Origin of the sequence: Rheinheimera marina (assembly GCF_042654345.1) — a bacterium.
Taxonomy (GTDB): Bacteria; Pseudomonadota; Gammaproteobacteria; order Enterobacterales; family Alteromonadaceae; genus Pararheinheimera; species Pararheinheimera marina.
Map to the genome: position 1 here is coordinate 385,976 of NZ_JBHSGB010000010.1, position 17,912 is coordinate 403,887.

Here is a 17,912-nt window from a genome sequence, read left to right on the forward strand (position 1 = left end):
CCTGTAACCAGTTGAACCAGCTTTGTTGCGGTTGGCATTGAGTGGTTACATTGCTGTCAGTCGAAAACTGGGTCACACAAGGAGCCAGCTGAGGATTTTTGACATGGATCAGCAGAAAGGCGGTCGCAGCGATGGTTACCAGGGCACCACAACGGAGTTTGCTTCGGGTATTCATCTGCGGTCCTCGCTGGTCAATAAGTGTGCCGAATCATACTCAACTTTCGCGAAGTATACAACTGGTTAACTTATGCGCAGTGCAGAAAGAAAAGGCAACACAGCGAAGCTGACCTGTAGGCAGGCCAGCTTCGGAGGACGATTAAAAGCTTTTACTGATGGTCAGCACAATACGGCTGTCACACAGGTAGCATTCGGCTGAATCATCTACACTGGTGTCCGCATATTTCAGCGCAACACCTGTACCCAAAATTTCACCGCTGACGCCAACACTCCAGTCAATATAGGAGTCATCTGTGGTGGGGCCTGCGGCCAGGAAAGTTTCAAACTCGCCAGCATCTTCAAAAGAGTTGTAACCGAAATGTAGATCCAGCGCCATGCTTTCCACTAATGGATATTTGTAGTCCGCAGACAGGTAGTAATAGTCTTCAACACCAGCACCAAAATAATCCGGTGAGTAAGCCAGACCTAAAGTCCATTTGTCATAGAAGAACTTGGCATAACCTTCGTAGAAGTTAAACTCAGTTTCGCCGTTGTCACCTTCCGGGTACATGTATTCCATGACCCCGACGTCAATATTCCATTCGTCGTTTAATGCGCCAGTCCAGCCAACCAGTACATCGAGCTCCATACTGCCTTCGCCAAACTTGATATTGGAACCCCAGGTCGACAGGTAGAAACCTGACTCGCCAGCCAGAGTAAAACCGCCCTGAATAGCCGGGCCTTCGTTGGTTTGCGAGATACCGCGGAATAAATAATCGTTTGTAAAAGCCACGTTACCGCTAATGGTGGCTGCATGTGCAGTCAGGCTGGCGGTTAATGCAGTGGCTAGTAAACTCAGTTTCAACCAACGACTTGTTGCGTGTTTTCCCATACTGGATGTTTTTGTCATTTTATATGCCCTTATCTGATAGTTCCCGATCAAGCTATTCCATTTTTGTGCCATAGCTAAAAACCTTTATAAATCATTTAGATGACATGAATGTATTAATTGTGCGATGAAATAATGTCCAATTTTGGTGCGTTGTCGCTTTTTTTTGTGCAGAAATGGGGCAGGGCAATCAGGTGATTTTTTTCTGCAAATTCAGTAAAGTCTCGGCCAGTTCATTCTTTTAGTATGGAAATCAGATGCGTCAGCCTTTCTGGATAGCACCCTCTATTTTATCTGCCGATTTTGCGCGCCTGGGTCAGGATGTATCCGCGGTGTTGGCCGCTGGCGCTGATGTAGTGCATTTTGATGTAATGGACAATCACTATGTGCCGAACCTGACTTTTGGCCCGATGGTATGCCAGGCGTTGCGTCAGTACGGCATTCAGGCACCAGTGGATGTGCATCTGATGGTGGAGAATGTTGACAGTCTGGTGCCTGCTTTTGCCGAAGCCGGAGCATCGATGATTAGCTTCCATCCTGAGGCTTCTCAGCATATAGATCGGACCTTGCAGTTGATCCGCCAGCACGGCTGTCAGGCGGGGCTGGTATTTAACCCAGCCACGCCTTTAAGTTATCTGGATTATGTGTTGGACAAAGTAGACATGGTGTTGTTGATGTCGGTGAATCCGGGCTTTGGTGGCCAGTCATTTATTCCGTCGACTTTAAAGAAGCTGGAACAAGTCAGAGCCCTGATTGATCAGTCCGGCCTGGCTATCCGGCTGGAAGTGGATGGCGGGGTCAAAGTTGACAATATCGCTGAAATAGCCGCGGCTGGGGCTGATACCTTTGTGGCGGGCTCGGCCATTTTTGGTCAGCCCGACTACCAGGCGGTCATCGCACAAATGCGGGCTGAGCTGGCTAAGGTGTCATTGTCGTGACGGCGCTTCGTTGTATAGCTTTTGATTTGGATGGCACCCTGGTCGACAGTGCGCCGGATATTTTGCCTGCATTAAACCAGACCTTGGCCCAACTCGGTCTGGCGCCGGTCGGGCTGGAGCAAGTGCAGCATTGGTTGGGGAACGGCATGCTGATGCTGCTCAAACGAGCTTTAACTGGCGAGATGCAACCGTGCTCTGTAGATCTTCAGTTGCTGGAGCAGGCGAAGGGCTACTTTATTGAGCACTACCATCAGACCAATGGTCAGCACACAGTGTTGTTTCCGGGAGTCAAAGAAGTGCTGTCGGAACTGAGTCAGAGCTACCGGCTGGCGGTTACCACCAACAAACCCCGTCAGTTCAGCTTGCCTTTATTAGAAAGCCTTGGCATCGCACCTTATTTTTCTCAACTGGTCTGCGCCGATGAGGTGGCCAAAGCCAAACCTGCGCCGGATATGCTGCTGAAACTGGCTGAGCTTGAGCAGTTAGCTCCTACTCAGTTGTTGCTGGTCGGGGATTCAGAAAACGATATATTTGCCGCCAGAGCGGCTGCTTTGCCTGTTTTTGCCTTGAGCTACGGGTATAATCACGGCCAATCTATCGAACTTAGTCAACCGGATTTGGTACTGGATGATTTTCGCCAGTTACCCCAAGCGATCCGGCAATATGTACAGGAATGTTAAATGTCAGCAGTTTCTTCAGCCTCTAAACCTACAGTACTGAGCGGGGCTCAGCCTTCAGGCCAGCTTACCATTGGTAATTACCTGGGTGCTTTGCGGCAATGGGATAAAATGCAGGACGACTATGACTGCCTGTACTGCATTGTCGATTTGCACGCTATTACCGTGCGGCAGGAACCTGCAGCGCTGCGCAATGCGTCACTGGACAGTCTGGCGCTGTACCTGGCCTGCGGTATTGATCCTCAGCGCTCTACCGTCTTTATGCAAAGCCATGTGCCTGAGCACAGTCAGCTGAACTGGGTGTTGAACTGCTACACCCAATTTGGCGAATTGAGCCGGATGACCCAATTTAAAGACAAATCGGAGCGTCACAGCAATAACGTCAACGCCGGTTTGTTTACTTACCCTGTGCTGATGGCGGCGGACATTCTGGTGTACAACGCCCATCAGGTGCCTGTCGGTCATGACCAGAAACAACATCTGGAATTAGCCCGCGACGTGGCCATGCGTTTTAACGCCTTGCATGGCGATACCTTTGTGGTGCCAGAACCTTATATTCCGCCTGTGGCTGCCCGGGTGATGAGCTTGCAGGACCCGACGAAAAAAATGTCCAAATCGGATGAAAACCCGTGGAATTTCGTTGGCTTGCTGGAAGACCCGAAAATGATCAGCAAAAAATTCAAAAAGGCGATGACGGATTCAGAAGACCCGCCCCGGGTGTACTTTGATCTGGAAAATAAAGCCGGTGTTGCCAACCTGCTGAGTATTTTAAGTGGTGTGACCGGCAAATCCATTGACGCGCTGGTTGCTGAATATGAAGGCAAAATGTATGGCCATCTGAAGACTGATGTGGCCGATGCTGTAGTGGCGCTGCTGGAGCCCGTGCAGCAGAAATTCAAAGAAATCCGTGCGGATCAGAGCCTGATGAACCAAGTGCTGCGTCAAGGTGCTGAGCAAGCGCGAGCTCGAGCTGCCATCACGCTGAAACAAGTGTATGACGCTGTAGGTTTTGTGTTACCTGCCTGATGTTACTGCTGCTGGATAACTACGATTCGTTCACCTACAACCTAGTTCAGTACTTTGCTGAACTGGGTCAACAGGTGGTGGTACGTCGCAACGATGAAGTCAGTCTGACCCAAATAGCGGCTATGAAGCCCGACTATCTGGTGATTTCACCTGGCCCTTGCAGCCCAGATCACGCCGGCATTTCATTGGATGCCATCCGGCATTTTGCCGGCCAGATCCCCATCCTCGGAGTTTGCCTCGGCCATCAGGCCATAGCCCAGGTGTTTGGTGCCAAAGTGGTGCGGGCGCCTGAAGTGATGCATGGCAAAAACAGCGCTATCGGGCATCTGGGGACAGGTCTTTTCCGCGGTCTGAACAACCCGTTGAGCGTCACCCGTTACCATTCCTTAGTTGTTGAGCGGCAGAGCCTGCCTGATTGCTTTGAAGTCACTGCCTGGACTGACTCCGGCGATATCATGGGCTTGCAGCACAAACATCTGTTGCTGGCAGGGGTACAATTTCATCCTGAGGCTATACTGACGGAGCAAGGACATCAGTTATTACAGAATTTTCTGACACATACAGATAGACTGACGCATAATGATAAAAACTGCAGCCACTGCACTGAAACCATCTGAGGCCCCATGTCGTTTAGTCCGTTAGAGCAACTTTTTATCGACAACCTGATTGGAGTGGATCCAAACCAGAAAAAGCTGCGCTACAGCCAAAAGCTGGCGCAGCAGCAAAATCACCGACCCATGCTGGATATCGAACGTAAGGCGATGGAAGCCCGTCAGTCGGACGCCAATGCCAAAAGCATGTTTCTGGATTTCACTCAGGCCCATTTGCATGACGAAGTGGCGCAGGAGATGTTGCAGCGCTTAAGTAGCATTGAGGTCATCAGCAGCTCCTTGTTTGATTTGGGGCCTGGTTTTCCGGCACTGCTTGACGCTTTAAGTGCGAAGGCGGTGACGTTAAACCAACTGGACCCGCTGATCTCCGGCATTGACTGGCTGACGGAAGACATTTTGCGGCTGATTAACTCACCGCGTTACCGCAGTAAAATTGGCAGTGCCAACCTGGTCAAAGATGTCAAAACGGCACTGCGGTTTTTGGGCATTGAGTCCTTGCAGTCGTTGGTGCCAGTCTATGCATTTCGCCGTTGTATTCCTCACTCAACTGAGCCTTTTGTCCAGTTTAAAACCAAGATCTGGGATTATTCACTGGCAACAGCTATAGCGGCCAAAAAAATTGCTGAAGAGCAGGGCCATAATGCCTTTGTGGCGTTTTGCGCCGCTTTGTTCCAGACCCTGGGCCATATGGTGGTGATCCGCAATTACCTGCGCAGCTACAAACAAGTCAAACTGAATGAACAGATGCGTGCACAGGATGCCCGGGATGTAGAATTGATCGACGCGCTGGAAATTCTGGATGCCGATGCCGGTTTCCTGTCCAGCGGTATTGAAGAGTTTGCTGCAATCATCAGCGCCGATCTGGTCTCCCGCTGGCAGCTCAAACGCATGCCGCTGGCAGGCATCCTCGACCAACTGGCAGACGGCACTGCCTATCAGAGCGGCATGGATTTAACCCGGATTTTGTTGCAGGCCAATTGCTTTGTGCAGGTTAAGTTTTTACTGAACGACAACAAACTGGCGATGGAAGATGCCGTTCGCTACCTTGAACAGGTTGAAATTCATACCGCACTGCGTAAAGTGTTGTCGCAAACGGATTTACGAAAATTACAGTTTGAATAACCATTCAGCGTTCTAGTGATGCGCTGCTGCTGATTTCATTTTAAGCCGTCATGCGGCACGCTAAGGCTGGACCTGAAACATTCAGAAAACCCACTGTTTCCGCAAATTGCCTAGTTATTCAAAACCCCTGCAAATCTAGCGCTAAGCCTTAATTTTCAAGGCTTAGCGTGATTTTCCGTTGCAAGACTTTTCATTTTTTATCTGCAATAATGCCTGCAACAGTAGCACTGCGGATGCCAAGAGTTGCGCCTGAGCGATCCGCCAAAACATAGCCAGAGGAATGTGAATATGTCTGAATATATGCAGGTTGACAGAGCACTGTTTGACCAGGTGATGGTGCCTAACTATGCGCCAGCACCGATGATCCCGGTACGTGGCCAGGGATCGCGGGTCTGGGACCAACAGGGACGTGAGTACATCGATTTTGCCGGTGGTATCGCCGTCAATGCGTTAGGCCACTGCCACCCGGCTTTAGTGTCTGCGCTGAAACATCAGGCCGACCAGTTATGGCATTTGTCCAACGTGATGACCAATGAGCCTGCGCTGCGGCTGGCGAAAAAACTGACTGACGCCACCTTCGCCGAAAAAGTCTATTTTGCCAACTCAGGCGCCGAAGCCAACGAAGCGGCGCTGAAGTTAGCGCGGCGCTGGGCGCTGGAAAACTTTGGTGCGCAGAAGCAGCAAATCATCTCTTTTGGTAAAAGCTTCCATGGCCGTACTTTCTTTACCGTTACTGTCGGTGGCCAGTCGTCTTATTCTGATGGTTTTGGTCCTAAGCCAGCAGCTATTGATCACGCCGAATACAACAATCTGGACAGCCTGAAAGCACTGATGTCAGACAACACCTGTGCTGTGATCCTCGAGCCTTTGCAAGGTGAGGGCGGTATTATTCCGGCCGATCCGGCCTTCCTGCGTGGTGTGCGTACATTATGCGACCAGCACAATGCACTGATGATTTACGATGAAGTGCAGACTGGGGTGGGCCGTACCGGCAAACTTTACGCTTATATGCACAGCGACGTCACGCCGGATATTCTGACCACGGCTAAATCTCTGGGTGGAGGTTTCCCGGTCGGCGCCATGTTGACCAGCACGGCGATCGCCAGCCACCTGAAAGTGGGGACTCATGGCAGTACCTATGGCGGCAACCCGCTGGCTTGTGCTGTGGCAGAAGCGGCGCTGGACACTATCAATACCCCGGAAGTGCTGAACGGTGTGCTGCAACGTGATCAACTCTTCCGGCGTGAGCTGGCCGCGATCAACGAGCAGTATCAGCTGTTCAGTGAAGTGCGTGGCCAAGGCATGTTGTTGGGGGCTGTACTGAATGATCAATTCAAAGGCCGTTCCCGCGAGTTTTTCCTGGCAGCGGCTGATCAAGGTTTGTTAGCTTTGGTCGCCGGCCCCGACGTGATCCGTTTTGCGCCATCACTGGTGATCCCAGAGCAGGATATTGTGGAAGGCATGCAACGTTTTGCCAAAGCTGTGGCACAGGTACTGAACCAGCACTAAGACTGGGCTGTCCAAGCTTTTACCCGCCGTCCTTGCTACAACGAGGCTGGGGCGGTGGGAACCGAGTTGTACGATAAAATTTAAAGCAAAAATAACGGCGCGAGAAAGCGCCTATGAAGCAAAAAAACTGGAGTAAGCGACCATGTTACTGATTCGCCCAATCCGAGCCGAAGATTACCCCGAGCTCTACCAAATTGCGGTCGAGTCGGGGCATGGTTTTACCTCGTTGCCAGTGAACGAAGAATTGCTGCAACGTAAAATCAATCGATCTGAGAACTCGTTCGCCAAAACTATCCAGAGCCCTGGCGATGAAGGCTATCTATTTGTCCTGCAAGACGCCGAAACCGGCAGGGTGCTCGGCACCAGTGCTATTGAAGCGGCGGTCGGGCTGGATGATGCCTTTTATCATTACCATCTGGGCAAGGTGGTGCATAGCTCGCGGGCACTGGGTGTATACAAAGCCGTGGATATTCTGACGCTCTGTAATGATTACACCGGAGTTTCCGAACTCTGTACCTTGTTTGTCCGTGAAGACAGCCGTAAAAACAACGCCGGCAAACTATTATCCAAAATCCGCTTTTTATTTATGGCCGAATTCCGCCAGCGTTTTGCTGAGCGGGTGATTGCTGAAATGCGCGGTGTTTCCGATGACGCCGGCAATTCGCCGTTCTGGCAGTGGCTGCAAGACAGTTTCTTTTCGGTGGACTTCCCAACTGCAGACTACCTGACTGGCATAGGTCAGAAAGTCTTTATTGCTGAACTGATGCCGAAGTACCCAATCTACGTCAGCCTGCTGAGCAAAGAAGCGCAAGCCGTGATTGGCAAAGTGCATGACAAAACCCGGCCTGCGCTGGCGATGCTGCAATCTGAAGGTTTCTCCAATACCGGTTATGTCGATATTTTTGATGCAGGCCCAACGGTAGAAGCCAAAGTTGAACATATTCGCAGTGTCCGCAATAGCCGTCGTGTACAGGTGCAGATTGGCGAAGTGCAGGGGGGCCAGCCCTGGATGATCAGCAACACGCAGTTGCAGGATTTCCGCGCCACCTGGCTCTACCTGCAACTGCGTGAGGACGACACCGTCGTCACCTTACCGGCGGCGGCAGCCGAGCTGCTGCAGGTGCAAAACGGCGATTGGGTGCGTCTCGCACGGATTTAATCAGGATAACACTATGCAACAGGTACAATTTATTGATGGTCAGTGGCACGCAGGCACTGGCCAGGAATTCTTATCGCTGGACCCAGCCAAACAGCAGGTGATCTGGCAGGGACAGAGCGCAGGTGCTGATCAGGTTGAACTGGCGGTACAGGCGGCCCGAGCTGCCTTTGAGGGCTGGGCGCAGTGGAGTTTCGAGCAACGGCTTGAGCTGATGCGCCAGTTTGGCCGCCAGTTAGAGGCGAATAAAGAGCAACTGGCCTACTGCATTGCCAGTGAAACTGGCAAACCCTTATGGGAAAGCCGCACCGAAGTAGCGGCGATGATTGGCAAAATCGAGATTTCTGCCAGAGCTTATCAGGAACGCACTGGTGTGCGGGAAAACCCGATGCCGGTAGGCAAAGCCTGGGTGCGGCATAAGCCTCATGGTGTGGTGGCGGTGTTTGGTCCTTACAACTTCCCTGGTCACTTACCAAACGGTCATATAGTGCCGGCTTTGTTGGCGGGCAATACGGTGCTGTTTAAGCCAAGTGAGCTGACCCCGAAAGTGGCGCAGTTGACGGTCGAATTGTGGCAACAGGCCGGTTTGCCTGCCGGCGTATTGAACTTACTGCAAGGGGAAGTGGACACCGGTAAGGCGCTTGCCAGCCATCCGGGCATTGACGGTTTGTTTTTTACCGGCAGCTCTGGCACAGGCCATTACCTGCATCAGCAGTTTGCCAGCCAGCCACATAAAATTCTGGCGCTGGAAATGGGCGGCAATAACCCATTGATTGTCGAGCAGGTCAACAACATCGATGCAGCCGTGCATGACATTATTCAGTCGGCCTTTTTGTCGGCTGGCCAGCGCTGCACCTGTGTGCGCCGTTTGTATTTACCAAAAACGGCTGAAGGCGACGCGGTATTGGCCCGTCTGCTGGATGTAACCGCACGGATCAAAGTGGGCGGCTACGATGATGAAGAGCAGCCTTTTATGGGCACGCTGATCTCTGCACGGGCCGCTAACCAATTGTTGCAAGCGCAACAACAGCTGGTGAACTTGGGCGCCACTGCATTGCTGCAGATGCAACCTTTGCCGCAGAGTCCTGCGATGTTAAGCCCTGGTATTCTGGACTGCACATCCATCCGGGAGATGCCCGATCAGGAGCATTTTGGTCCTTTACTAAAAGTGTTCCGTTATGCCAGTTTTGACGAAGCGCTGCGTCTGGCCAATCAAACCAGTTATGGTTTGTCCGCAGGTTTGTTGTCAGATAATGCTGAGGTGTATCAGCGCTTCTTCAGCAAAATTCGCGCTGGTATTGTGAACTGGAACCGGCCCATTACAGGCGCCAGCTCAGCCGCACCTTTTGGTGGTATTGGTGGCAGTGGCAACCACAGAGCCAGTGCCTATTACGCTGCGGATTATTGTGCTTACCCTGTGGCTTCAGTGGAACTTGATTCGGTGCAGCTTCCGGCGACCTTGTCTCCGGGGTTGGAGTTCTGACACTGACTGAAAATTTAATTGTCGGGGTCGTAGAGCCCGATTTGTTTTCTAAACTAAAATTTGCTTAAATGACACTCACTTATCCGAGTTTTCCAGCCTATTGTCTGCACGACAAACCGGATTTTGCTCAGTCAGTCCAGCTCAGGGGTAGCAGCGTTTTATGGTGACAGATAAGCCAGGGTACGAACATCTGATCCAGTTTTTGACAGAAAACTTGGCTTTATTTGAGCGCGGCGACAACAGCGCTTCTGGTAAAACCTTAGGCGAAGTACTGGAAGAAGCCATTGCTGAACAAATTATCCAGCTCTGTACCCAGCATACCGAACTTGAAATGAACCATCGCAGCCTGATTGTGCGGGAAGTCGATGGCATTATGTATGATTTTCAGGAAGTGCTGGCGTCCGTGCTAAAACGCCCTGCAACAGCTCAGCAGACAGAATTGATTCAGGAAGTGGCGCTATTAATTAAGAACCTGTTCGACAATGCGATTGCCGATCTGATGGATTAATCCCCGCCACGGATCGCACCCTGCTGAGATTTTTCTTTTCCACCCCCCTTGTTTTCCGTAGAATACGCCCCTCTTTCTGCAGCAGATAGCGGGATTTTTATGCAAGCCAAAGTGAAATGGACAGGTGATGAGACCTTTATCGGCCGTTCTGCCAGTGGTCACAACGTGGTGTTTGACGCCAACAAAGAAGACAGCGCGGCGCCAAGCCCGATGGAAATGGTGCTGATGGCAGCAGGAACCTGCTCTTCTGTGGACGTAGTAAGCATTCTGAAAAAAGCCCGCCAGCAAGTAACAGGCTGCGAAGTCACCTTAACGGGTGAGCGCGTGGACACCGTACCTCGCGTGTTCAGCAAAATTCACCTGCACTTTGAAGTCACTGGTTTTGATGTCAGTGAAAAGCATGTGGAGCGTGCAGTGAACCTGTCGGCGGAAAAATACTGCTCAGTGTCTATTATGTTATCCAAAGCAGTGGACGTGACGCATTCGTTCAGCGTGAAGCAGGCTGATTTCCTGCCACAGGCTGAGTAACGAGGACCAGCCAGCGGCTGGTTTGATTTGAACATATACCGGAGCCTTACCGGCCAACTTAGGGTAAGAATAAGTGGTTAAACCTTTTGAAAAATTAAAACTGCATGGCTTTAACAATCTGACTAAAAGCCTGAGTTTTAGCATTTACGATATTTGTTATGCCAAAACCGAACAGCATCGCCAGGAATATATTTCCTATATCGATGAACAGTACAATGCGGACCGGCTGACCGATATTTTAAGTGAAGTGGTGGATATCATCGGCGCTAACATTTTGAATGTGGCGCGCCAGGATTACGACCCTCAAGGTGCCAGTGTGACCATTCTGGTCTGCGAAGAGCCGATTGAAGGTTCTCCGGATAACTCAGAAAACCCGGGTCCGCTGCCGGATTCTGTGGTGGCGCATCTGGATAAGAGCCATATCTGTGTGCATACCTATCCGGAAGTGCATCCGCACGATGGCATCTGTACTTTCCGTGCCGATATTGAAGTGTCGACCTGTGGTTTGATTTCGCCGTTAAAGGCGCTGAATTTCCTGATCCACAGTTTTGAATCCGACATTGTCACCATCGACTACCGGGTGCGCGGTTTTACCCGAGACGTGAATGGGGTGAAGCATTACATCGATCACCCGATCCACTCGATCCAGAATTTTATGGATGAGCAGACCAAGCAGGCCTTCCAGATGGTGGATGTGAATGTGTACCAGGAAAACCTGTTCCACACCAAAATGATGCTCAAAGAGTATGATTTGAACAACTACCTGTTTGGCACCGGCGTGGAGTCATTAAATGACGAAGAGCGTCGGGTTATTAATAAAAAGGTGAAACGTGAAATGCGCGAAATCTTTTATGGCCGTAATTTGCCGGAAATGAATTAAGACGCTGTTTCCTACAGACAAAAAAGCCAGGCTCTAGCCTGGCTTTTGCATTTTTCGCACAACGACAGTGTTATTCCAGCCAGTTAATTTGGCCGCGTGCCTGCCGTCTTTTGGTCAGTAACTGTTCAATTAAGGGCGTTAGGATCAGCTCCATCGCCAGTCCCATTTTGCCACCCGGCACCACCAGTGTATTGACCCGAGACATAAAAGCACCATTGATCATTTGCAGGTAATACGGGAAATCAACATGCTTGATGCCTCGAAAACGGATTACCACAAAACTTTCATCCAGTGACGGAATATCTTTGGCACTGAACGGGTTCGAAGTATCAACAGTAGGAACCCGCTGAAAGTTAATATGGGTGCGGGAGAACTGCGGCGTAATGTGGGTAACGTAGTCGTCCATACTGCGCACTATGCTGGCCATCACAGCTTCGCGACTATGACCGCGTTCACTGGTGTCGCGGATAATTTTCTGGATCCACTCCAGGTTGACGATCGGCACCATGCCTATCAGCAAATCCACATGCTGCGCCACATTGTGCTGTTCGGTGACCACGCCGCCATGCAAGCCTTCATAAAACAGCAGGTCGGTGTTCGGCCGTAAATCCTGCCAGGGCGTAAAGGTGCCGGGTAATTGGTTATAGGGTACCGCTTCATCAAAGGTATGCAGGTACTGCCGCACTTTGCCGGTGCCGGTTTCGCCATAACTGGCAAATAGTTGTTCCAAAGCGCCAAAGTCATTGGCCTCTACACCAAAGTAACTGATGTGTTTGCCTTGCTCTTTGGCTTTACGTACCGCCAGGTCCATTTCCGGTCTGCTGTAGCGGTGAAAGCAGTCCCCCGAGACAAAAGCTGCATCCATTCCCAAAGAGCGGAAGATATGGGAGAAGGCACCTGTGGTGGTGGTGGTGCCAGCGCCGGACGAGCCTGTCACGGCAATAATTGGATTCTTATGAGACATAGCCGTCACTTTCTATCGTTGTCAGGGCTTTACCTTAAAGGATAAAGTGGACTGAACACAAGAAAGGAAACAGGGAAAACCGATGCGTTTATCATTACTGCTGACCGGCTTGCTGACTACTGCAGCTCAGGCCGCCATGCCACAATTTGACCTCTATCTGGCTGATGTCAGTCAGGGCGCCATCCGTTCTGCTCAGTTGATCAGCCCAAAAGCGGCTTACATTAACCAGCCGACTTTCAGCAAAGACGGTAGCCGGTTGTACTACACGCTGGAACAAACCGAAGATAAAACTGATATTGGCTATTATCAGCTGTCTGACCGTCAGCATGGCGTGTTGGCCAAAACCAGTTTAAGTGAGTATTCACCAACGCTGCTGGCGGATGGTTCCGGTTTATCCACTGTGGTGGTGGAGGCGGACGGCTCACAGCGTTTATGGAAAATCGACTGGCATGGCAAAGCGTCGCTGTTGAACGCCGAAGTCAAAGGCGTCGGTTATCATGCCTGGGGAGCACAGAACAGCGCCTTGCTGTTTATCCTCGGTGACAAAGAAGACAACCACACCATGCGCTATCTGGCTCCGAACGGCAGTCTGACCGTGTTGGCGACCAATGTCGGACGAGGCATCAGCTGGAGAGAAGGTGGCAAGGTTGCGGCTTTTGTGACTCAGCAGCAGGGGGAAAGCCGGCTGACGTTTTTTGCTTCAGACGCGAATAAGCTATACCCGACGCAGTTGGCCTTGCCAAAGGGCGGCCAGGATTTGCTCTGGTTAACAGCGGATCAATTACTGGTGTCTGCGGGGCAGCGTATCTACCGGCTGCAAAGCTCCGGCGAATCGTTATCTCAATGGGCAGAGAACGCCAAAGGCTGGCAGCCGTACCTGGATTTATCCGCCTGGTGTAAAACCGAAGTCAGCCGTTTTGCCTTTAATAGCACCGCCACACAACTGGCATTTGTCTGTAAAAAATAAATATAAAAAGCGGGTTTGAACACCTAATGCCAGTCAGTTAATCAGACTGGCATTACTTTTTTCGGTGCTGTAGCAGGATTCACCTGAACGCAAACAGTGAACTAACACATTCTATCCAAAGCGAGGGAAGGTAAAGCACTAAGCAGACCCTGTGAGGCATGGAGGCCGAACAGGAGCCCCCAGGGATGGGTTTACGGCGGGTCTGTGTGGGCTTTACCTTTCCCGCAGCAGCTGAATCAACTTGTGAATAGATAAGCAGTTTTTGAATAAAAACTGCTTATCTGATCGGCATTAGGTTTGAACTCCCGCCTTTAGCTCTATCCAACCTTAGAGGCCGTTAGATTTTCTTGTATTTAATCCGGTGTGGCTGCATCGCATCGGCACCATAAGTGGCTTTCATCCAGGTCTCGTAATCCGAGTAGTTCCCTTCGAAGAAATTCACTTTGCCTTCGTCACGGTAGTCCAGGATGTGGGTGGCGATACGGTCGAGGAACCAACGGTCGTGCGAGATCACCATGGCACAGCCTGGGAAATCTAATAAAGCGTTTTCCAGCGCGCGCAGGGTTTCAACGTCTAAATCGTTGGTTGGTTCGTCGAGCAGCAACATGTTGCCACCGGCTTTGAGCAGCGCTGCTAAATGCACACGGTTACGCTCACCACCGGACAGCTCACCGATAAACTTCTGCTGATCGTTGCCTTTGAAGTTAAAACGGCCAACATAAGCCCGGCTTGGAATGGTGAAGCTGCCGATTTGCAGCATGTCCTGACCGTTGGATATTTCCTGCCACACGGTATTTTTCGGGTTCAGCTTGTCACGGAACTGATCCACACTGGCCAGCTGCACTGTGTCACCGACAGAGATAGTGCCGCCATCGGCTTGTTCGGTGCCGCTGATCATCTTAAACAACGTGGACTTACCGGCACCATTCGGGCCGATAATACCGACGATAGCGCCTTTCGGAATGCTGAAGCTTAAGTCGTCAATCAGTACGCGGTCGCCAAAGGACTTACGCAGGTTGCTGACTTCCAGCACTTTGTCGCCCAGGCGAGGTCCTGGCGGAATAAACAGCTCGTTGGTTTCGTTACGTTTCTGGAATTCCTGGCTTTGCAGTTCTTCAAAACGTGCCATACGGGCTTTGGATTTGGCATGACGACCTTTCGGGTTGGTGCGAACCCATTCCAGTTCCTGCTTGATGGAGCGCTGACGGGCGTTTTCGGCACGTTCTTCCTGCTCCAGACGGGCATCTTTTTGCTCCAGCCAGCTGGAGTAGTTACCTTCCCATGGAATACCTTCACCGCGGTCCAGTTCCAAAATCCAGCCCGCCACGTTATCTAAGAAGTAACGGTCGTGGGTAATGGCCACCACTGTGCCTGGGTAGTCGTGCAGGAAGCGTTCTAACCAGGCCACAGATTCAGCATCCAGGTGGTTGGTCGGTTCGTCCAGCAGCAGCATGTCTGGTTTTTCCAGCAGCAAGCGGCAAATGGCGACACGGCGGCGTTCACCACCCGACAAATGTTTGATCACGGCATCCCAAGGCGGCAGGCGCAACGCGTCAGCAGCGCGGTCCAGAATGTTGTCCAGGTTGTGACCGTCTTTGGCCTGAATAATGGCTTCCAGTTCGCCTTGCTCACGGGCCAGGGCGTCAAAGTCGGCGTTTTCTTCGGCATAAGCGGCATACACCTGATCCAGACGGGTCAGGGCGTTTTTCACGTCGGCTACGGCCTCTTCCACCACTTCACGCACAGTTTTCTGTTCGTCCAGCTGTGGCTCCTGTGGCAGGTAACCAATTTTAGTGCCGGCCAGCGGGCGGGCTTCACCTTCAAATTCGGTGTCTACGCCAGCCATAATGCGTAATAAGGTCGACTTACCGGCGCCGTTCAGACCGAGAACACCGATCTTTGCGCCAGGGAAAAAGGATAAAGAGATGTCTTTTAAAATGGTGCGTTTTGGCGGCACCACTTTCGACACCCGATACATACTGTAAATGTACTGAGCCATATCAGTTCCTGCTGTGTGCAAGTGAATAAGAATGCGGGGATTGTACGTGATTTTCTCAAATGCGGCAGCCCGCGCCAGATTAAATTCGTGTTTGCCAGGCAAATCTGCTGTAATAGCGCCCAGGCAACAACAGCTTTTGAGGGAATCAGTTATGGGTGAATTCAGTCACGATCCGGTATTTCAGGGGTTTATTGCCGATGCGAAAACTCACGCAGTGGTGTATGTGCTGGCCAACGGTGAAGACTTACTGGTGGTGGAGTCGGTCGATTTTGAAGACACGGATGTGATGCCAGTCTGGTCAACCAAAGAAGCTGCACAGGCGCACTGCAGTGAAGAATGGTCGGAATACCATCCGGAAGCGGTGCCGCTGGATGTGTTTGTTGAAGGCTGGCTGCAGGAAATGTATGACGACGGCGTGCTGATCGGCACCAACTGGGACGAACAGTTAAACGGCCCGGAAGTGGAACCGCGTGAAATTCTGGAAGCCCTGGCGTTGGTGCAATAACGACATCCGTTGCAACAGATCCAAAGGCGAGGTGTTTGCGTAGCTAAACTGCAGACTCAACAACAAGGAGCCATGATGAAATTAGTACTGCTTATCGCAGCTTTGGGCTTTAGTGCACATGCGCTGGCGAACAGCTGCGGCGAAATTCTCAGCCATTCAATGCCACAATTGCGCAGCAAAGAAACCGTTGATTTATGTGACGCTTATCAGGGGAAAACCCTGCTGATCGTCAACACCGCCAGTAAGTGTGGATTCACTCCTCAGTTTAAGGCCTTGCAGGCGCTGCAGGAGAAATACCAGGATAAAGGTCTGGTAGTGTTAGGTTTTCCGTCTGACGACTTTATGCAGGAATACGATGACGAAGAAAAAACCGCAGAGGTCTGTTACATCAATTACGGTGTGAAGTTTCCGATGTTCGCCACCACGGCAGTGCGTGGTAAAGACGTGAACCCGGTGTTTAAAGCCTTGATTGCTAAAACCGGTGAAAAACCGTCCTGGAACTTTAATAAGTACCTGGTCAGTGCCGACGAAAAAACCGTGAAACATTTTGGCAGCAAGACAGCGCCGGATGATGCGGCCTTTGTCAAAGAGGTTGAAGCTATGCTTCAGCCTTAACAAGCTCCGCATAAAAAAACCGGCATCAAGCCGGTTTTTTTATGGCACATTCCCGCTGGACATTGCTTATTACTAAATTGAAGAATATTATTTCTTTTAGTTATTAGTGGGGCGGAGGTGTTATGACAATTTGGGTCTTGCTGGCTGCATTGATTATTGGTGCTGCTGTTGGCCTGCTTGGTTCTGGCGGCTCCATTCTGACTGTGCCTGTGCTGCTGCATATGCTTAAATTGCCGGAAAAAGTTGCGATAGCCGCTTCGCTGGGAGTGGTTGGCCAAATCAGTCTGATTGCACTAATTCCTTACCTGCTGCGTAAACGGGTTCCGCTCGACTTATTGAAACGCTTTGTGGCACCAGCTTTGGCGGGTACTGTGTCGGGCACCTGGTTATCTGGCTATCTGTCGGCAGACTGGCAATTGCTGGTTCTGGCAGCCTTGATGTTGCTGAGCGCATTGAATATGTGGCAACAGAAGTTATGGCAGTGGCCGATCAGCTCTGGCTGGGCGCTTGCTGCCGTGGCTTTCACCTTAGGTGGTTTAACCGGTTTGGTAGGTGTCGGCGGTGGTTTCCTGATTGTGCCTTTACTGTTGACAGTCACCAGCCTGCCGCTAGTGTCTGCAGTGGCCTGTAGCCTGGCGTTAATCTGCCTGCAAAGCTGGTTGGCTTTTGCCGGCCATAGCTATTTGTTACAACAGCAGGGCATTCATCTGCCGTGGAGCAGCATTTTCTGGTTAGGTGGCTTGGGGGCTGTAGGCAGTCTGGCGGGCGTACTGTTGTCAGAGCACTTACCACAGCAGCTGCTCAAACGCGTGTTTGCTGTGGTATTGCTGTTGCTTGCCGGTTCGCTGTTTTTCGTCTGAAACAGTGCTGCCTGTTCAGACTGTGCTGACAAAACCTTCGTCGGGCAGGGTGGCTTGTTCTGTCGCTGCCACTCGGGCCAGTTCATCACAACGTTCGTTTTCCGGGTGCCCGGCGTGGCCTTTCACCCAATGCCAGCTGACCTGGTGACGCTGGCAGGCCGCATCCAGCCGTTGCCATAAGTCTTTGTTCTTCACCGGTTCTTTCTGGCTGGTTTTCCAGTTGTTGCGTTTCCAGTTTTGCAGCCATTGGGTGATACCGAGCCGGACATATTGACTGTCGGTGGTTAAATCTATGGTGCAAGGCTGCGTCAGGCATTCCAGCCCGGCGATGGCTGCCATCAGCTCCATTCTGTTATTGGTGGTTTGCTGATAACCGGCGGATAATTCTTTACGATGTTGCTGATAGATAAGGACTACTCCGTAACCACCTGGCCCGGGATTTCCCAGGCACGAGCCATCGGTATAGATAGTTACACTTTTCTGCATCATCGCTTCCCACAAACTAAAACGGCGTATAAT

19 protein-coding genes are annotated in these 17,912 nt (G+C 51.3%); 15 read left to right on the forward strand and 4 right to left on the reverse strand.

What is annotated here, in order from left to right:
• Nucleotides 1-316: 316 nt before the first annotated feature.
• On the reverse strand, nt 317-1,066 hold the full coding sequence (locus ACFO3I_RS11420) for a TorF family putative porin (RefSeq protein ID WP_377334117.1): 750 nt from the start codon (nt 1,064-1,066) through the stop codon (nt 317-319).
• 236 nt (nt 1,067-1,302) lie between these two features.
• On the opposite strand from ACFO3I_RS11420, the gene rpe reads away from it, so the two are divergent.
• The 11 genes from rpe to speD all read left to right on the forward strand — a co-directional run bounded on the left by rpe (nt 1,303) and on the right by speD (nt 11,483).
• Entirely contained in the window at nt 1,303-1,983 is a 681-nt protein-coding gene (gene rpe / locus ACFO3I_RS11425) for a ribulose-phosphate 3-epimerase (RefSeq protein ID WP_377334118.1), read from the forward strand.
• Nucleotides 1,980-2,663 (forward strand): phosphoglycolate phosphatase, encoded by a 684-nt coding sequence (locus ACFO3I_RS11430; RefSeq protein WP_377334119.1) that lies wholly within the window; start codon nt 1,980-1,982, stop codon nt 2,661-2,663. The genes rpe and ACFO3I_RS11430 overlap by 4 nt, the downstream gene beginning before the upstream one ends.
• Nucleotides 2,664-3,686 carry a tryptophan--tRNA ligase gene (gene trpS / locus ACFO3I_RS11435; protein WP_377334120.1) on the forward strand — a complete coding sequence of 341 codons (1,023 nt, stop codon included), beginning with the start codon at nt 2,664-2,666 and terminating at the stop codon, nt 3,684-3,686.
• Complete coding sequence (locus ACFO3I_RS11440) at nt 3,686-4,303, forward strand: anthranilate synthase component II (protein ID WP_377334121.1); 618 nt, start codon at nt 3,686-3,688, stop codon at nt 4,301-4,303. Before trpS ends, ACFO3I_RS11440 begins: the two co-directional genes overlap by 1 nt.
• 6 nt (nt 4,304-4,309) lie before the next feature.
• A complete protein-coding gene (locus ACFO3I_RS11445; RefSeq protein ID WP_377334122.1) occupies nt 4,310-5,419 on the forward strand; it encodes an HDOD domain-containing protein in 1,110 nt (369 codons plus the stop codon).
• A 288-nt stretch (nt 5,420-5,707) separates the two neighbouring features.
• Entirely contained in the window at nt 5,708-6,928 is a 1,221-nt protein-coding gene (locus ACFO3I_RS11450; protein ID WP_377334123.1) for an aspartate aminotransferase family protein, read from the forward strand.
• 142 nt (nt 6,929-7,070) lie between these two features.
• On the forward strand, nt 7,071-8,087 hold the full coding sequence (gene astA / locus ACFO3I_RS11455; protein WP_377334124.1) for an arginine N-succinyltransferase: 1,017 nt from the start codon (nt 7,071-7,073) through the stop codon (nt 8,085-8,087).
• A gap of 13 nt (nt 8,088-8,100) precedes the next feature.
• Nucleotides 8,101-9,567, forward strand: coding sequence for a succinylglutamate-semialdehyde dehydrogenase (gene astD, locus ACFO3I_RS11460; protein ID WP_377334125.1), 1,467 nt, complete (start codon nt 8,101-8,103; stop codon nt 9,565-9,567).
• Between the two features lie 160 nt (nt 9,568-9,727).
• The gene (locus tag ACFO3I_RS11465; protein WP_377334126.1) at nt 9,728-10,075 is read left to right on the forward strand and encodes a DUF3802 family protein; all 348 of its coding nucleotides are present in this window, start codon (nt 9,728-9,730) and stop codon (nt 10,073-10,075) included.
• 99 nt (nt 10,076-10,174) lie between these two features.
• Entirely contained in the window at nt 10,175-10,603 is a 429-nt protein-coding gene (locus ACFO3I_RS11470) for an OsmC family protein (RefSeq protein ID WP_377334127.1), read from the forward strand.
• Between the two features lie 73 nt (nt 10,604-10,676).
• Complete coding sequence (gene speD, locus ACFO3I_RS11475; protein ID WP_377334128.1) at nt 10,677-11,483, forward strand: adenosylmethionine decarboxylase; 807 nt, start codon at nt 10,677-10,679, stop codon at nt 11,481-11,483.
• A gap of 70 nt (nt 11,484-11,553) precedes the next feature.
• On the opposite strand, the gene ACFO3I_RS11480 is transcribed toward speD, so the two are convergent.
• Nucleotides 11,554-12,447, reverse strand: coding sequence for a phosphoribulokinase (locus tag ACFO3I_RS11480; protein ID WP_337842150.1), 894 nt, complete (start codon nt 12,445-12,447; stop codon nt 11,554-11,556).
• 82 nt (nt 12,448-12,529) lie between these two features.
• Here ACFO3I_RS11480 and ACFO3I_RS11485 point away from each other — a divergent pair, with 82 nt between their 5' ends.
• Nucleotides 12,530-13,414: a TolB family protein gene (locus ACFO3I_RS11485; RefSeq protein WP_377334129.1), complete on the forward strand. Its 885-nt coding sequence runs from the start codon at nt 12,530-12,532 to the stop codon at nt 13,412-13,414.
• Between the two features lie 337 nt (nt 13,415-13,751).
• Here ACFO3I_RS11485 and ettA read toward each other — a convergent pair whose 3' ends face one another.
• Entirely contained in the window at nt 13,752-15,413 is a 1,662-nt protein-coding gene (ettA, locus tag ACFO3I_RS11490) for an energy-dependent translational throttle protein EttA (protein WP_377334130.1), read from the reverse strand.
• Between the two features lie 151 nt (nt 15,414-15,564).
• On the opposite strand from ettA, the gene ACFO3I_RS11495 reads away from it, so the two are divergent.
• From ACFO3I_RS11495 to ACFO3I_RS11505, 3 genes are all read left to right on the forward strand, one after another.
• Nucleotides 15,565-15,918, forward strand: coding sequence for a DUF2750 domain-containing protein (locus tag ACFO3I_RS11495; RefSeq protein WP_337842147.1), 354 nt, complete (start codon nt 15,565-15,567; stop codon nt 15,916-15,918).
• Nucleotides 15,919-15,993: 75 nt separating this feature from the next.
• Entirely contained in the window at nt 15,994-16,533 is a 540-nt protein-coding gene (locus tag ACFO3I_RS11500; RefSeq protein ID WP_377334131.1) for a glutathione peroxidase, read from the forward strand.
• Nucleotides 16,534-16,655: 122 nt separating this feature from the next.
• The gene (locus ACFO3I_RS11505) at nt 16,656-17,393 is read left to right on the forward strand and encodes a sulfite exporter TauE/SafE family protein (protein WP_377334132.1); all 738 of its coding nucleotides are present in this window, start codon (nt 16,656-16,658) and stop codon (nt 17,391-17,393) included.
• 15 nt (nt 17,394-17,408) lie between these two features.
• Here the strand turns inward: ACFO3I_RS11505 and rnhA are convergent, their stop codons facing one another.
• Nucleotides 17,409-17,879, reverse strand: coding sequence for a ribonuclease HI (rnhA, locus tag ACFO3I_RS11510; RefSeq protein WP_377334133.1), 471 nt, complete (start codon nt 17,877-17,879; stop codon nt 17,409-17,411).
• Nucleotides 17,880-17,912: the final 33 nt, after the last annotated feature.

What these genes read in the sequence shown, in the direction of transcription:
- ACFO3I_RS11420 (WP_377334117.1), bottom strand. Translation starts at nt 1,066, where the DNA reads ATGACAAAAACATCCAGTATGGGAAAACACGCAACAAGTCGTTGGTTG.
- rpe (WP_377334118.1), top strand. Translation starts at nt 1,303, where the DNA reads ATGCGTCAGCCTTTCTGGATAGCACCCTCTATTTTATCTGCCGATTTT.
- trpS (WP_377334120.1), top strand. Translation starts at nt 2,664, where the DNA reads ATGTCAGCAGTTTCTTCAGCCTCTAAACCTACAGTACTGAGCGGGGCT.
- ACFO3I_RS11440 (WP_377334121.1), top strand. Translation starts at nt 3,686, where the DNA reads ATGTTACTGCTGCTGGATAACTACGATTCGTTCACCTACAACCTAGTT.
- ACFO3I_RS11445 (WP_377334122.1), top strand. Translation starts at nt 4,310, where the DNA reads ATGTCGTTTAGTCCGTTAGAGCAACTTTTTATCGACAACCTGATTGGA.
- ACFO3I_RS11450 (WP_377334123.1), top strand. Translation starts at nt 5,708, where the DNA reads ATGTCTGAATATATGCAGGTTGACAGAGCACTGTTTGACCAGGTGATG.
- astA (WP_377334124.1), top strand. Translation starts at nt 7,071, where the DNA reads ATGTTACTGATTCGCCCAATCCGAGCCGAAGATTACCCCGAGCTCTAC.
- astD (WP_377334125.1), top strand. Translation starts at nt 8,101, where the DNA reads ATGCAACAGGTACAATTTATTGATGGTCAGTGGCACGCAGGCACTGGC.
- ACFO3I_RS11465 (WP_377334126.1), top strand. Translation starts at nt 9,728, where the DNA reads ATGGTGACAGATAAGCCAGGGTACGAACATCTGATCCAGTTTTTGACA.
- ACFO3I_RS11470 (WP_377334127.1), top strand. Translation starts at nt 10,175, where the DNA reads ATGCAAGCCAAAGTGAAATGGACAGGTGATGAGACCTTTATCGGCCGT.
- ACFO3I_RS11480 (WP_337842150.1), bottom strand. Translation starts at nt 12,447, where the DNA reads ATGTCTCATAAGAATCCAATTATTGCCGTGACAGGCTCGTCCGGCGCT.
- ACFO3I_RS11485 (WP_377334129.1), top strand. Translation starts at nt 12,530, where the DNA reads ATGCGTTTATCATTACTGCTGACCGGCTTGCTGACTACTGCAGCTCAG.
- ettA (WP_377334130.1), bottom strand. Translation starts at nt 15,413, where the DNA reads ATGGCTCAGTACATTTACAGTATGTATCGGGTGTCGAAAGTGGTGCCG.
- ACFO3I_RS11495 (WP_337842147.1), top strand. Translation starts at nt 15,565, where the DNA reads ATGGGTGAATTCAGTCACGATCCGGTATTTCAGGGGTTTATTGCCGAT.
- ACFO3I_RS11500 (WP_377334131.1), top strand. Translation starts at nt 15,994, where the DNA reads ATGAAATTAGTACTGCTTATCGCAGCTTTGGGCTTTAGTGCACATGCG.
- ACFO3I_RS11505 (WP_377334132.1), top strand. Translation starts at nt 16,656, where the DNA reads ATGACAATTTGGGTCTTGCTGGCTGCATTGATTATTGGTGCTGCTGTT.
- rnhA (WP_377334133.1), bottom strand. Translation starts at nt 17,879, where the DNA reads ATGCAGAAAAGTGTAACTATCTATACCGATGGCTCGTGCCTGGGAAAT.